At 68.5% G+C, this 13,927-nt stretch carries 15 protein-coding genes and 1 riboswitch; of the genes, 4 read left to right on the top strand and 11 right to left on the bottom strand.

The genetic code is table 11. The features are described 5' to 3' along the window. Positions 1-119 precede the first annotated feature (119 nt). From ABIE41_RS22995 to coxB, 11 genes are all read right to left on the bottom strand, one after another. Positions 120-719, bottom strand: coding sequence for a GNAT family N-acetyltransferase (locus ABIE41_RS22995; protein ID WP_192642523.1), 600 nt, complete (start codon positions 717-719; stop codon positions 120-122). 4 nt (positions 720-723) lie between these two features. After that, a complete protein-coding gene (locus ABIE41_RS22990; RefSeq protein WP_192642522.1) occupies positions 724-2,073 on the bottom strand; it encodes a M16 family metallopeptidase in 1,350 nt (449 codons plus the stop codon). Next, positions 2,070-3,485, bottom strand: coding sequence for a threonine synthase (thrC, locus tag ABIE41_RS22985; RefSeq protein ID WP_192642521.1), 1,416 nt, complete (start codon positions 3,483-3,485; stop codon positions 2,070-2,072). The genes ABIE41_RS22990 and thrC overlap by 4 nt, the downstream gene beginning before the upstream one ends. Before the next feature lie 264 nt (positions 3,486-3,749). Beyond that, on the bottom strand, positions 3,750-4,520 hold the full coding sequence (locus ABIE41_RS22980) for an SURF1 family protein (RefSeq protein WP_192642520.1): 771 nt from the start codon (positions 4,518-4,520) through the stop codon (positions 3,750-3,752). Further along, positions 4,517-4,891: a DUF983 domain-containing protein gene (locus ABIE41_RS22975; protein ID WP_192642519.1), complete on the bottom strand. Its 375-nt coding sequence runs from the start codon at positions 4,889-4,891 to the stop codon at positions 4,517-4,519. Before ABIE41_RS22975 ends, ABIE41_RS22980 begins: the two co-directional genes overlap by 4 nt. A 66-nt stretch (positions 4,892-4,957) precedes the next feature. Continuing rightward, positions 4,958-5,815, bottom strand: a complete 858-nt coding sequence (locus tag ABIE41_RS22970; RefSeq protein WP_192642518.1) for a cytochrome c oxidase subunit 3 — start codon at positions 5,813-5,815, stop codon at positions 4,958-4,960. 49 nt (positions 5,816-5,864) lie between these two features. Then, positions 5,865-6,479 (bottom strand): cytochrome c oxidase assembly protein, encoded by a 615-nt coding sequence (locus ABIE41_RS22965; protein WP_192642517.1) that lies wholly within the window; start codon positions 6,477-6,479, stop codon positions 5,865-5,867. Continuing rightward, complete coding sequence (locus tag ABIE41_RS22960) at positions 6,479-6,649, bottom strand: hypothetical protein (RefSeq protein WP_192642516.1); 171 nt, start codon at positions 6,647-6,649, stop codon at positions 6,479-6,481. Before ABIE41_RS22960 ends, ABIE41_RS22965 begins: the two co-directional genes overlap by 1 nt. Beyond that, complete coding sequence (locus ABIE41_RS22955) at positions 6,646-7,593, bottom strand: heme o synthase (protein ID WP_192642515.1); 948 nt, start codon at positions 7,591-7,593, stop codon at positions 6,646-6,648. Before ABIE41_RS22955 ends, ABIE41_RS22960 begins: the two co-directional genes overlap by 4 nt. Before the next feature lie 139 nt (positions 7,594-7,732). Beyond that, positions 7,733-9,364: a cytochrome c oxidase subunit I gene (gene ctaD / locus ABIE41_RS22950; RefSeq protein ID WP_192642514.1), complete on the bottom strand. Its 1,632-nt coding sequence runs from the start codon at positions 9,362-9,364 to the stop codon at positions 7,733-7,735. A 91-nt stretch (positions 9,365-9,455) separates the two neighbouring features. After that, positions 9,456-10,337: a cytochrome c oxidase subunit II gene (gene coxB / locus ABIE41_RS22945; protein WP_192642513.1), complete on the bottom strand. Its 882-nt coding sequence runs from the start codon at positions 10,335-10,337 to the stop codon at positions 9,456-9,458. A gap of 400 nt (positions 10,338-10,737) precedes the next feature. Between coxB and ABIE41_RS22940 the strand changes: the two genes are divergently transcribed. From ABIE41_RS22940 to gcvH, 4 genes are all read left to right on the top strand, one after another. Beyond that, positions 10,738-11,247 carry an invasion associated locus B family protein gene (locus ABIE41_RS22940; RefSeq protein ID WP_354193206.1) on the top strand — a complete coding sequence of 170 codons (510 nt, stop codon included), beginning with the start codon at positions 10,738-10,740 and terminating at the stop codon, positions 11,245-11,247. Next, positions 11,244-11,855 (top strand): hypothetical protein, encoded by a 612-nt coding sequence (locus ABIE41_RS22935; RefSeq protein WP_192642511.1) that lies wholly within the window; start codon positions 11,244-11,246, stop codon positions 11,853-11,855. Before ABIE41_RS22940 ends, ABIE41_RS22935 begins: the two co-directional genes overlap by 4 nt. A gap of 111 nt (positions 11,856-11,966) precedes the next feature. Continuing rightward, positions 11,967-12,066, top strand: a riboswitch (glycine riboswitch). Between the two features lie 162 nt (positions 12,067-12,228). After that, complete coding sequence (gene gcvT / locus ABIE41_RS22930; RefSeq protein WP_192642510.1) at positions 12,229-13,386, top strand: glycine cleavage system aminomethyltransferase GcvT; 1,158 nt, start codon at positions 12,229-12,231, stop codon at positions 13,384-13,386. Between the two features lie 36 nt (positions 13,387-13,422). Next, positions 13,423-13,797 (top strand): glycine cleavage system protein GcvH, encoded by a 375-nt coding sequence (gcvH, locus tag ABIE41_RS22925; RefSeq protein WP_192642509.1) that lies wholly within the window; start codon positions 13,423-13,425, stop codon positions 13,795-13,797. Positions 13,798-13,927: the final 130 nt, after the last annotated feature.

Below are 13,927 nucleotides of genomic sequence, written 5' to 3'. Positions count from 1 at the left end.
GCTGCGCTCGTATCTGGAACGGGGAACGGTCATGCGGCGTCGGGAGCCAGTCCTATCGGCGGCTCGTGGCGAGGGCAAGGCATGGCCGGTCCGGCCTCCCCAGCCTTCGCCGCCGCGGCTCATCGGCCCTCGCCCGGCAGCCGGTCGCTGGCGAGCGCGGCATAGAGCAGATGGTCCGCCCAGATGCCGTTTATGCGCAGATAGGAGCGCGCGAGCCCCTCATGACGGAAGCCGACGCGCTCGAGCAGGCGGCGCGAAGGCTCGTTGTTCGGCAGGCAGGCAGCCTCGACCCGGTGCAGGGCGAGGTCCTGAAAGGCGAAGCGCAGCGCGCCGCGCACCGCCTCGCTCATATGGCCCTTGCCGGCATGGCGCGCGCCCATCCAGTAGCCCAGCGTGCAGGCCTGGGCGACGCCGCGCCGCACGAGTCCCAGCGTCAGCCCGCCGAGCAGAGCTTCGCTGCGGGCATCGAGCAGGAACAGGGAATAGGCCTCGTCGGCGGCGATCTCGCGCGCCGCCCGCTTCACCCGCAGGCGGAAGGAATTGCGGGTCAGGTCGTCCTCGTTCCAGACCGGCTCCCAGGGCGTCAGGAAGGCGCGGCTCTCGATGCGCAGCAGTGACCAGGCGGCATAGTCGCTGGCCTGCGGCGCCCGCAGGATCAGGTTCTCGGTCCGGATCAGCGGGCGCGTCAGCGGCTCTGTCGAGAAGCGGAACAGCGCCATGGCGTCACACGCCCGCCCGTGCCGCGTGTTTGAGCGCCTTGGCCGGCGGCAACCCCTGCAGCGGGCCGACGGCCGCCACCGTCGGCTGGTGGCCGAGCAGCGAGCGGCCGGCTGCACGCACATCCTCCAGCGTCACAGCGTCGAGCCGCGCCGCCAGCTCCTCGCGCGGGATTGCCCGGCCGAAGAGCAGGACCTGCCTCGCCATCTGGTCGAGCTTGCCGCCGGGGCTTTCGAGCGAGGCCAGGAGGCCGACCTTCATCTGCGCCCGAGCGCGGGCAACCTCGGCTTCCGTCGTGTCCTCGGCCGCCTGCCGCAGGCAGGACAGCGCAACCTCGATCAGTTCGCCAACATCCTCCGGCGCCGTGCCGGCGCCGATTCCGAAGACGCCGCAATCGGAGAAGGGCCAGTGGAAGGCGTCGATGGCGTAGGCGAGACCGCGCTTCTCGCGCACCTCCTGGAACAGCCGCGAGGACAGCCCGCCGCCGAGCACCGAGGAGAAGATCTGCAGGGGATAATGCGCCCCATCCTTGAAGGCCCGGCCGGGAAAGCCGAGCACGAGATGGACCTGCTCCTCATCGCTGCCGACGCGCGCCTCGCCGCCCCTGTAGTGCCCGTCCTCGCGGGTCGGGAGGGTGGCAGGGCGGGGCGGCAGGGTTGCGAGATGCTGTTCTGCCAGCGCGACCAGCTCGTCGTGATTCACCGCGCCCGACGCCGCCAGCACCATGTTCCCGGCATGGTAATGGCGCGCGAGATAGGCGCGGATCGCATCGGGCGTGAAGCTCTGCACCGTCTCGGCCGTGCCCAGGATCGGCCGGCCCAGCGGCTGGTCCGGGAAGGCCGCCTGCAGGAAGCGGTCATAGACGAGATCGTCCGGCGTATCCTGCACGGCGCCGATCTCTTGCAGGATCACGCCCTTCTCCCGCTTCAGCTCCTCCTCGGTGAGGGAGGAGGCGGTGAGGATGTCAGAGAGAATGTCGACCGCCAGCGGCAGGTCGGAGCCGAGCACGCGGGCGGTGTAGCAGGTGTATTCGACCGAGGTCGCGGCATTGAGATCGCCGCCGACGCTCTCGATCTCCTCCGCAATCTGCAGCGCGCTGCGACGCGCGGTGCCCTTGAAGGCCATGTGTTCGAGCAAATGGGCGAGCCCGTGCTCATGGGGCAGCTCGTCGCGCGAGCCCGCACCGATCCAGATGCCGAGCGAGACGGTCGCGGCATGGTCCATGCGCTGCGAGACGATCCGCAGGCCAGACGGCAGCGTGGTCAGCCCGACGGAGGGGTCATGCGCGCCGCGGACCCCGCTGGCTGCGACCTCGGCCGTCTCGGCCGGGCCGGCCGCGCTCATCTCGGCGCTCATGCCGCGGCGCTCCGCACGGCCCGCGCCTTGGCGCGCACGAAGGCCTCGATCGCGCTCTGGTCGTTGGGCAGCAGCGTGAAGCGCTCCTCGCGCTCCATCAGATCGCCGAGATGCGCCGGCAGAGCCGGCGTCACGCCGCTCGCCGCCTTCACTGCGGCGGGGAACTTGGCCGGATGGGCCGTGCCGAGCACGATCATCGGCGTCGTGGGATCCTTGACCAGCCCGCCCCGCGCCGCCGCGACGCCCACCGCCGTATGCGGATCGAGCAGATAGCCGGCCTCGCGCCAGGTCCGGCCGATCTCGGCCGAGGTCGCCGCCTCGTCGATGCCCGCGGCGTCGAACTCGGCACGGATGGCGGCCAGCGGCTCGGCTGCGATCTCGAAGCGCCCCGATTGCTGGAGCGACTGCATCAGCCGGCGCACGGCGGCGCCGTCCCGGCCGTGCACTTCGAACAGGAGCCGCTCGAAATTCGAGGAGATCTGGATGTCCATCGAAGGCGAGGTCGTGGCGTGCACGCCCTTCATCTCATAGGCACCGCTGGCGAGCGTGCGCGCCAGGATATCGTTGCTGTTGGTGCCGATCAGCAGGCGCTCGATCGGCAGCCCTATCCGCTTGGCGACAAAGCCGGCGAGCACGTCACCGAAATTCCCCGTCGGCACGGCGAACGACACCTTGCGGCCGGGCGCGCCGAGCGAGACGGCGGAGGTGAAGTAATAGACCACCTGTGCCGCGATCCGGGCCCAATTGATCGAGTTCACGCCCGACAGGCCGATCTCGTCGCGGAAGGCGTGGTGGTTGAACAGCGCCTTCACCAGGTTCTGGCAGTCGTCGAAGGTGCCCTCGACCGCGACCGCATGGACATTGTCGGCCTCGACCGTTGTCATCTGCCGCCGCTGCACGTCCGAGACGCGGCCCTGCGGGTAGAGGATGAAGACGTCGACCCGCTCGAGGCCCTTGAAGGCGTCGATCGCCGCCCCGCCGGTGTCGCCCGAGGTCGCGCCGACGATGGTGGCGCGCTCGCCGCGCAGCTTCAGGACATGGTCCATCAGCCGCCCGAGCAGCTGCATCGCCACATCCTTGAAGGCGAGCGTCGGGCCGTGGAACAGCTCCAGCACGAAGAGATTGTCGCCGATCTGGTTGAGCGGGCAGACAGCCGGGTGCCGGAAGGTGGCATAGGCCTCCGCGATCATCGAAGACAGGGCCGACCCCTCGATGTCGCCATCGGCGAGCGCGCCGATCACACGCTCCGCCACCTGCGCATAGCTCTGGCCGGACAAGCCGGCGATCTCGTCCACCGTCAGCGTCGGAAACGTCTTGGGCACGTAAAGCCCGCCATCGCGGGCAAGCCCTGCGAGCAGCGCATCGGAGAAGGAGAGGGCGGGAGCCTCCCCGCGGGTGGACACATGCAGCACGGCGTCTTGTCTCGGTGATCTGGCGTGATGTCGGCGTGGGACAGCTATAGGCCTGCCGGACGGCGAGGGCAAAGCCTTGAACGCGGCTGCGGTCCATCTGTTCGCGAACCGCAGCCCACTTAAACCCAGCCCGTCATCCGGGGGCGACCGGAGGTCGACCGGGATCCATCCCGGAGCGGTGACGCAGCCCTACGGTGGATCCCGGCTTTTCGCGGCTTCGCCCCTTGTCAGGATGCCGCCCGAGGCCAGAACCGCTCTATCCGTTTAACCGGGCTCGCCCGCTTTCCGCCGCCCCTGCCAGGCGAAGGCTGAAAACACCCCGATCAGCGTCAGCGCCAGCCCGAACCAGGTCAGCGCATAGGAGAGGTGGTTGTCGGGGATGCGCGCGATCAGCTCCTTCGCATCGACACCGGCCGGGGGCGTCAACCCGTCACCCTGGCGCTCCGCCTCGAGATAGAACGGCGCGGCTGCCCCGATGCCGAGCGAGGCGGCGATCGCGGCCGGGTCGCGGGTGTAGAACTCGCGATTGGCGGGCAGGTCCGCCGGCGTGAAGGAGCCGCGGCCTTCCGCCGCGCGCAGGAAGCCGGTGACCGTCGCCGGGCCCGAGGCCGGCCTGATCTCGCCGAGGCGCCCCTCCGGCACGAAGCCGCGATTGACCAGGATGACGCCGCCATCGTCGAGCCGGAACCCCTGGAAGATCCAGCGGCCGAAGCCGGCGAGCTGGCGCGTGCCGCGCTCCCCGGCGGCGATGGTGGTGCGCACCCCGGCGAAGGGCCCATCGATGAAGGTTCCCTGTGCGCTCACCCGCGTCAGGTCGAGCGCGGCGGGGTCCAGCGATGCCCAGCTCGCGCTGGCCGGCATGGCGGCGGGCGCGCCCGCGGCCTGGGCGGCGAGCCGGTCGATGAAGACGCGCTTCTCGCTCATCCGCGCGATCTGCCACGCCCCGAGCGTGCAAAGGATCGCAACACCGAGGATCGACAGCAGCGCCGGCCAGAGCAGGCGGGGCCGGCGCGGGGAGGGGGCGGTCTCGCTCACTTCTCGAGCCTGCCTTCCTGCGCCTTGTGGACATATTGCAAGGAGACCGCGAGGCCCTTCATCGGCCGCAGCAGCGCGAGGCAGACGATCACCGCCAGCGGCAGCCAGATCACCAGATGCAGCCAGATCGGCGGCTCATAGGCGATCTCGACATAGAGCGCCGCACCCAGAACGGCGAAGCCCGCGATCAGCATGATGAACACGGCCGGCCCGTCCGCCGAATCGGCGAAGCCATAGTCGAGTCCGCAGGCTGCGCAGCGCGGCCTCACCTTCAGGAAGCCCTCGAACAGCTTGCCTTCGCCGCAGCGCGGGCAGCGGCCGGCAAGGCCGGTCGAATAGGGCGAGGGCAGGCTGGGCTGGTCGTCGGCCATGGCGGCCTCCTGAAAAGCGAAAGGCGGCCGAGGCCGCCTTTCAAGAACTGTCGCGGCTGCGCGGGTTCAGTGAGCGCCGGGTGCGCCGGCCGCCCAGACATAGATCGCGGCGAAGAGGAACAGCCAGACCACGTCGACGAAGTGCCAGTACCAGGCAGCGAACTCGAAGCCGAGATGCTGGGCCGGCTTGAAGTGGCCGAGATAGACCCGGTACAGGCAGACCGCGAGGAAGATCGTGCCGATCACCACATGCGCGCCGTGGAAGCCCGTCGCCATGAAGAAGGTCGCGCCATAGATGTGGCCGCTGAAGGCGAAGGCGGCGTGCGAGTACTCGTAGACCTGGCAGATCGTGAACAGCACGCCGAGGATCACGGTCAGCCACAGCGCCTGCTTCAGGCCCTTGCGGTCGTCATGGATCAGCGCGTGATGGGCCCAGGTCACGGTCGTGCCCGAGGTCAGCAGGATCAGCGTGTTGAGCAGCGGCAGGTGCCAGGGGTCGAAGGTCTGGATGCCCGTCGGGGGCCAGACGCCGCCGGTGAACTCCTTGCGGGTGTAGTTGATCGCCTCGCCGGCGAAGAGGCTGGCGTCGAAGAAGGCCCAGAACCAGGCGACGAAGAACATCACCTCGGAGGCGATGAACATTAGCATGCCGTAGCGGTGGTGCATCTGCACCACCTGGGTGTGATGCCCCTCGCGCTCCGCCTCGCGGACGACGTCCATCCACCAGGCGAGCATCGTGTAGAGCACGCCGAGCAGGCCGATGCCGAAGACAAGCGGGCCGAGCTTCATGCCGCCCAGCGTCATCGCCTTCATCCACATCACCGCGCCGGTCGCCATGACCGTCGCGCTGATCGAGCCGATGAGCGGCCACGGGCTCGGGTCGACGAGGTGGTAATCGTGGTTCTTGGTCTGGGCCCCGGCCATCTACAGTCTCCGCGTCCGGCTTTTGCAGCGCTCGTTACAGCGCAAGTCTCTACAGGTTCGTCTTGCCCGCGTCATCCTTGACGGGGTTGCCCCCGCCTTGGGCCAGCGGCTGCCCCGATTTCGAGGCGAAATAGGTGTAGGAGAGCGTGATCGCCTTCAGCCCGTCGAGATCGCGCTTATCGGCGATCTCCGGGTCGATATAGAACACCACCGGCGCCTCCAGGCTCTCGCCCGGCTGCAGCGTGTGCTCGGTGAAGCAGAAGCACTGGATCTTGACGAAGAACGCCGCGCCCTTGTCGGGAGCGATGTTGTAGCTCGCGATGCCCGTCGTCGGCCGGTCGGTGCGGTTGGTGATCTTGTAGAACACCGTCTTCGTCTCACCGACGCGAAGCTTGATCTCGGGGCTCTCGGCCTCGAATTTCCAGCCCAGCCCGGGGGCGACATTGGCGTCGAAACGCACCGACATCGTCCGGTCCAGGATCGTCCCGGCGGCGGCGGTGCCGATCTTCGGCGTCCCGCCGAAGCCGGTCGCGCGGCAGAACATGTCGTAGAGCGGTACGGCCGCGAAGGAGAGGCCGGTCATCCCCATGACGACGCCGCTGCAGATCAGCGCGGTGCGGCCGAGATTCTGGGGGCGTTGCGGGGCTGAGGCGGGCTTGTCCATCACAGCGGCCTGTTGAGAATGGCGGGACCGGTCTTCACCAGCGTCACCACGAAGAAGAACACCACGAGCCCGCCCAGCACGAGCGCGAGCGCGATCGAGCGGCGACGACGCCGTGCCATGTCCTCCGGCGAGAAGGCGGCCGGCGGCACGGGCTTCTGCGGGGCGCTCATCCGATCACCTTCGGCAGCGCCCACATCAGTCCGAGGCCGTTCTCGACCAGCAGCACGGCGAACAGCCCGAAGAGATAGAGGATCGAGAAGCCGAACAGCGACCAGCAGGCCTTCGTCGCAGCCTCGCCCTCGGTCGTCCGCCAGACCCGGATCGACAGCACGATCATGGCCAGCCCGCTCGCCGCGGAGATGACGAGATAGGCCAGACCCGCAAAGCCCATCAGCGCCGGCAGCACCGCGACGGGGGCCATCAGCAGCGTGTAGAGCACGATCTGGCGGCGCGTCGCGGCCGGGCCGGCGGCGTTCGGCATCATCGGGATGCCGGCGCGACCGTAATCGGCGGCCTTGACCAGCGCGAGCGCCCAGAAATGCGGCGGCGTCCACAGGAATATGATCGCAAACAGGACGATCGAATGGATGCCGAGATCGCCCGTAACGACGGCCTCGCCGATCATGGGCGGGAAGGCCCCGGCAGCCCCGCCGATGACGATATTCTGTGGGGTCCAGCGCTTCAGCCACATCGAGTAGACGACGGCGTAGAAGAAGATCGTGAAGGCGAGCATCGCCGCCGCCAGCAGATTGGCGACGAGGCCGAGCACCAGCACGGAGCCGATCGACAGCGTCAGGCCGAAGGCGAGCGCCTCGGAGGGCAGCACGCGGCCCGACGGGATCGGGCGCTTGGCGGTGCGCGACATCAACTGGTCGATGTCGGCGTCGTACCACATGTTGAGGCAGCCCGAGGCGCCCGCACCCACCGCGATCGCCAGCAGCGAGGCAAACGCGATCACAGGGTGCACGGTGCCCGGCGCGGTCGCCATGCCGGCCATCGCCGTGATCACGACGAGCGACATCACCCGCGGCTTCAGCAGCGCGAAGAAATCGCGCGCCTCGCCGGTCGAGGTCAGGGCAACGCCGTCGGTACGGGTCTCGAAGGCAGCAGACATCGGTTCGGTCGTCTTGTCCTTGGCGGCACCCTTGGGCGCCTGGGGAAACTCTGCGGCAGGGGCCGCCCGTCTCCGGAACGCCGCGCGGGCGCTCGGGGGAAGGGCGGCGGCGGGCCCTGGGGCCCGCCGCCAGTTGTCTTTAGTGGTCCGAGCCGCTGATGCGGGGCAGCGTCTCGAACTGGTGGAAGGGCGGCGGCGAGGACAGGGTCCACTCCAGCGTCGTCGCGCCTTCGCCCCACGGATTGTCGCCGGCGAGCTCCTTGCGGGAGAAGGCGACATAGACGCCGTAGAAGAAGATCAGCAGACCGGCGGCGAAGATGTAGGAGCCGATCGACGACCAGAAGTGCCATCCCGCGAAGGCGTCCGGATAGTCCACATAGTGACGCGGCATGCCGGCCAGTCCGAGGAAGTGCTGCGGGAAGAACAGCAGGTTGGCGCCGAAGAAGGCCACCCAGAAGTGCAGCTTGCCGATCCAGTCCGGGATCACATAGCCGCTCATCTTCGGGAACCAGTAGTAGAAGCCCGCGAAGATGCCGAACACGGCGCCCAGCGACAGCACGTAGTGGAAATGCGCCACGACGTAGTAGGTCGCATGCAGCGAGCGGTCGACGCCGGCATTGGCCAGCACCACGCCGGTCACGCCGCCGACGGTGAACAGGAAGATGAAGCCGATTGCCCAGATCATCGGCGCGGTGAAGCGGATAGAGCCGCCCCACATCGTCGCGATCCAGGAGAAGATCTTGATGCCCGTCGGCACCGCGATGACCATCGTCGCGAACACGAAATAGCGCTGCGTGTTGAGCGAGAGGCCGGCGGTGTACATGTGGTGAGCCCACACGATGAAGCCGACGACGCCGATCGCGACCATGGCGTAGGCCATGCCGAGATAGCCGAAGATCGGCTTCTTCGAGAAGGTCGAGATGATGTGGCTGACGATGCCGAAGGCCGGCAGGATCATGATGTACACTTCGGGGTGCCCGAAGAACCAGAACAGGTGCTGGTACAGGATCGGGTCGCCGCCGCCGGCCGGGTCATAGAAGGTCGTGCCGAAGTTGCGGTCGGTCAGCAGCATGGTGATCGCGCCGGCGAGCACCGGCAGGGCCAGCAGCAGCAGGAACGCGGTCACCAGCACGCCCCAGGCGAAGAGCGGCATCTTGTGCAGCGTCATGCCGGGCGCGCGCATGTTCAGGATGGTGGTGATGAAGTTGATCGCGCCGAGGATCGAGGCGGCACCCGCCAGATGCAGCGCGAAGATGCCGAAATCGACCGCCGGGCCGGGATGGCCGGAGGAGGAGAACGGCGGATAGATCGTCCAGCCGGTGCCGACGCCCTGAGCGCCAGGCGCGCCTTCCATGAACATCGACATGATCAGCAGCACGAAGGCGGCCACCGTCAGCCAGAACGAGATGTTGTTCATGCGCGGGAAGGCCATGTCCGGCGCGCCGATCATCAGCGGCACGAACCAGTTGCCGAAGCCGCCGATGACGGCGGGCATGACCATGAAGAAGATCATGATCAGGCCGTGGCCGGTGACGAAGACGTTGTAGCTCTGGCCATTGGCGAAGATCTGCAGGCCGGGCTGCTGCAGCTCGATGCGCATCATGATCGAGAGGAAGCCGCCGACCAGGCCCGCCATGATCGAGAAGATCAGGTAGAGCGTGCCGATGTCCTTGTGGTTGGTCGACATCAGCCAGCGGCGCCACCCGGTCGGGTGAGCGTGGGCGTCGTCGTGATGTCCGTGGGCGGGAGCGTGCGGAGCCGCTGTTGCCATCGCCTTGGTCTCCTCGTGCGAAATCGCTTCGCGACAGTCGGTCAGATCGGGTGGTGCGCGGGCCTTGCGGCCCGCGAAAGCTCGGAATGCGTCACTCGCCGGCGGCGGCGACCTTGCCGGCGGCGTCGCCGGCATTCGCGAATTTCTGCTTCGATTCGGCGAGCCAGGCCGTGTAGCGCTCCTGGCTCACGACGCGGAAGGCGATCGGCATGTAGGCGTGGTTCTGCCCGCAGATGAACGAGCACTGGCCGTAATAGATGCCCTCGCGGTCGGCCTTGAACCAGGTCTCGTTCAGGCGGCCGGGGATCGCGTCGATCTTCACGCCGAAGGACGGCACCGTGAACTTGTGGATGACGTCGGCGCCGGTGACCTGCACGCGCACGATCTTGCCGACGGGCACGACCGCCTCGTTGTCCACCGCCAGCAGGCGGGGCGCCTCGGCGGCGGCGATCTTGTTGCTGGCGATCGCCTCGGCGCGCTGCTTCTCGTCGAGCATCAGCGAATCGAAGGTGAAGGCGCCGCCGTCCTGCGGATACTCGTAGGACCAGTACCACTGCTTGCCGGTCACCTTCACGGTGACGTCGGCCTGCGGCACCTCGAGCTGCAGCTTCAGCAGGCGGAAGGACGGGATCGCGATCACGACCAGGATCAGCACAGGGATGACCGTCCAGGCCACCTCGAGCAGCGCGTTATGCGTGGTCTTGGAGGGCGTCGGGTTGGCCTTCTCGCTGAAGCGCCAGCAGACATAGATCAGAAGCGCCAGCACGAAGAGCGTGATCGCGAAGATGATCACGTTCAGCCAGTCGTGGAACCAGTGGATATAGGCGGCGACATCGGTCACGGCGCCCTGCAGGTTGAGCTGCCACGGGCTCGGCATGCCGGTGCCGGCGAGCGCGGCGTCCGGAAGCAGTGCCGCGGTGACGGCAAGGGCCGATGCGGCCAGTGTGGCTTGGGTCCTGCTCAGAAATCGCATCGATCCGACGTCGCTCCTCATCATGCCCCGCAGGTCGCTCCGGCGGCGCGCCTCCCTTGGGAGATGTGTCGACGGCCCAGCCATGCGCGGCGAGTGCGGCCGCGAGGCCGCCTTGCTCTTCGGGATTGCGATAAATCAAAGATCACGCTTGCGCCAGTGGGGCGATGCGAGGGGCCCGTGCGTCCCGTGCGGCATAATCGCGCGAGAGCGGGGGCGCCTTGGCGCGCCGGGGCGTACGGGTGCCGCCTTGACAGGGCCGGGCCTGCATGGTCCCAACGCAGGCGTTCGATTGCGAGCGACGGCGAAGTCACGCTCGGGTCGGCATTTCGCCCGAATCCTCGTATTCGACGGGCGGGGATCGCGGATGCGGCGGGATCGCCGCCTTGGAGGAATCGCAGGGATGGGTAGGATCATCGGACCTGTCTGCGCGGCGGCCCTCGCGCTCGCCGGCGCCGGGCTTTCGGGCGGGGCCGCCTTGGCCCAGGGCGCCGTCAAGTCCACGCATGGCGACTGGCAGATGCGTTGCGAGGTGCCCCCGGGCGCCAAGACCGAGCAATGCGCGCTGGTCCAGAACGTCGCGGCCGAGGATCGGCCCAATCTGACGCTGCTGGTGATCGTGCTGAAGACCGCCGACCAGAAGAGCCGTCTGCTGCGCGTCGTCGCGCCGCTCGGCGTGCTGCTGCCCTCCGGCCTCGGCCTCAAGATCGACGACAAGGACATCGGCCGCGCCGGCTTCGTGCGCTGCCTGACCACGGGCTGCGTCGCCGAGGTCGTCATGGACGACACGCTGCTCGGCCAGCTCAAGGGCGGCAAGAACGCCACCTTCATCGTATTTCAGACGCCGGAAGAGGGGGTGGGCGTGCCCGTCTCCCTCAACGGCTTCGGCCCCGGCGTGGAGACCCTGCCGTGAGTGAGATGCTGCTTCGTCGCCCGAGCCTGCTGGCTCTGCCCTTCCTCTGCCTCGGCCTCGCCGGCTGCGGCTCCTCCGGGTCGTCCTCCGGCCAGCCGAGCGCGATGCAGACGCTGGGCAACGTCGTGATGTTCCAGTCGACGACGCCACCGCCGGCCGAGCCGCTGCCCCGGGACGACCAGGACGAGCAGCTCGTCTGCCCCGAGGTCATCATCGCCGATGGCGGCGCGGCGCTGCGCGCCCAGTCCGGTCAGGACAGCGGCAGCCTGCGTCACCAGATCTCCATCCTGAACGTCGCGCGCGAGTGCACGCCGACCGGCAATGGCGGCTATCGCCTGAAGGTCGGCGTCGAGGGGCGGGTGCTGCTCGGCCCGGCCGGCGGCCCCGGCACCTATGGCGCGACGCTGACCACGACCGTCACCCGCGGCACCACGCAGGTCGCCCGCCGTGCCGCGCGCGTCGGCGGTACGATCGCCTCCGGCCAGGGCGGCACCGACTTCTCCCATGTCGAGGACGGCATCATCGTTCCCGCCGGCCGCGGCGAAGTCGAGATCATCGTCAGCCTCGGCAGCGGTTCGGCCACCCCGGCGCGCTCGCGCCGGCGCTGACCGGCAGGCCGGCGCGGCCGGCCGCCGCAAAGAGTCGCGCGCCTTGCCTGTTAAGAAGGCACGCGCGCGATTGACTTGCCCCGGCCGTCTTGTATCTGTGCCGACAGCCGCAACATCCCCGCGGGAGAGACCGGGTCCGGACTTGTCCGGCTCCGGCGCCGAAGGCGCAACCGCCCCGGAAACGCTCAGGCAAACGGACCGCGTGGGAACTGGCACTCTGGAAAGCGGCGGGGGCAACCCCGTCCACCGACGGGTGTAACCTGTCCGGCCCCACCAGGCCGGCTCGGGGAAATCTCTCAGGTTCCAAGACAGAGGGGGCGCGTTCCGGACACACCCGTCCGGGGCCTGCGCTCGACTCTGGAAGGGGCCGTTGATGGACGCCGCTGTTGCCGATGCCGAGGCCTCGCCCGAGGTCATCGTACTCAAGACCCCTCTTCATGCCCGCCATGTAGCGCTCGGCGCCCGCATGGTGCCCTTCGCCGGCTACGACATGCCGGTCCAGTACCCGACGGGCATCCTGACCGAGCATAACTGGACGCGCGAGAAGGCCGGCCTCTTCGACGTCTCGCATATGGGCCAGTGCTTCCTGGTCGGCCCCGACCACGAGACCACGGGGCGCGCCCTCGAGGCGCTGGTTCCCGCCGACATCGTCAATCTCGCGCCGGGCAAGCAGCGCTACTCGCAGCTCCTCAACGAGGAGGGCGGCATTCTCGATGATCTGATGGTGACGCGCTCGATCGATCCCGACGAGGACGGCGCGCTCTATCTCGTCGTCAACGCCGCCTGCAAGACGGACGACTACGCCCATATCGAGGCGCGCCTGCCCGCCCATGTGAAGCTGATCCGGGCCGAGCATCGCGGCCTGATCGCGATCCAGGGCCCCGCAGCCGAAGCCGCGCTGGCTGCGATCGCCCCCGAGGCCCGCGAGATGGCCTTCATGACGTCGCGCACCATGAAGGTCGCGGGCATCAAGGCCAATGTCAGCCGCTCCGGCTACACCGGCGAGGACGGCTACGAGATTTCGGCCGCCGCCTCGAAGATCGGCGAGATCTGGGACACGCTGCTGCTCGATGCCACTGTCAAGCCGATCGGCCTCGGCGCGCGTGATTCGCTGCGGCTGGAAGCCGGCTTGTGCCTCTATGGGCACGACATCGACACCACCACCTCGCCGGTCGAGGCCGCGCTGACCTGGTCGATCCAGAAGCGCCGGCGCGAGGAAGGCGGCTTCCCCGGGGCCGCCCGCATCCAGCGCGAATTTGCCGAGGGCGTCGGGCGTGTCCGCGTCGGCCTGCTGCCGGAAGGCCGGGCCCCGGCGCGCGAGGGTGCGGAGATCGCCACCCCCGAGGGCGAGATCGTCGGCAAGGTCACCTCCGGCGGCTTCGGCCCGACGCTGAACGCCCCCTGCGCGATGGGCTATGTCGCCAAGGCGCACAGCGCGCCGGGCACCCAACTCAACCTCATCGTGCGCGGCAAGCCGCTGCCGGCCGTCGTGGCGGCGATGCCGTTCGTTCCCAACGGCTACAAGCGCTGATCCTCATCCCGTTTTCTGTTTCCGGAGACTGAACTCATGTCCGAGACCCGCTACACCAAGGACCACGAATACATCCGTATCGAGGGCGACACCGGCATCGTCGGCATCACCGACTTCGCCCAGGGCCAGCTCGGCGACGTCGTCTTCGTCGAGCTTCCTGCGCTCGGCAAAGCCGTCTCCAAGGGTGGCGAAGCGGCCGTGGTCGAGAGCGTCAAGGCGGCCTCCGAGGTCTATGCGCCGGTCTCCGGCGAGGTCGTGGCCGTCAACAGCGAGCTCGAGGGCGCGCCCGGCACGGTGAACGAGGATCCTTCCGGCAAGGGCTGGTTCCTGAAGCTCAAGCTCAAGGACGCGGCCGAGCTCGAGGGCCTGATGAGCGAGGCCGAGTACCAGAACTACCTCAAGACGCTGTGAGCCGAACCTCCCCGTCATCCCGGACGAGCGGCGCAGCCGCGCAGATCCGGGATCCATCGTAGAGCGCCATTCTGGATCAGGATGAGCCCTTCGATGGATCCCGGGGCAAGCCCGGGATGACGGGGAGGGT

The sequence above is a fragment of the Bosea sp. OAE506 genome, assembly GCF_040546595.1.
GTDB lineage: Bacteria > Pseudomonadota > Alphaproteobacteria > Rhizobiales > Beijerinckiaceae > Allobosea.
This window is presented reverse-complemented; position numbering and strand designations above follow the sequence as displayed.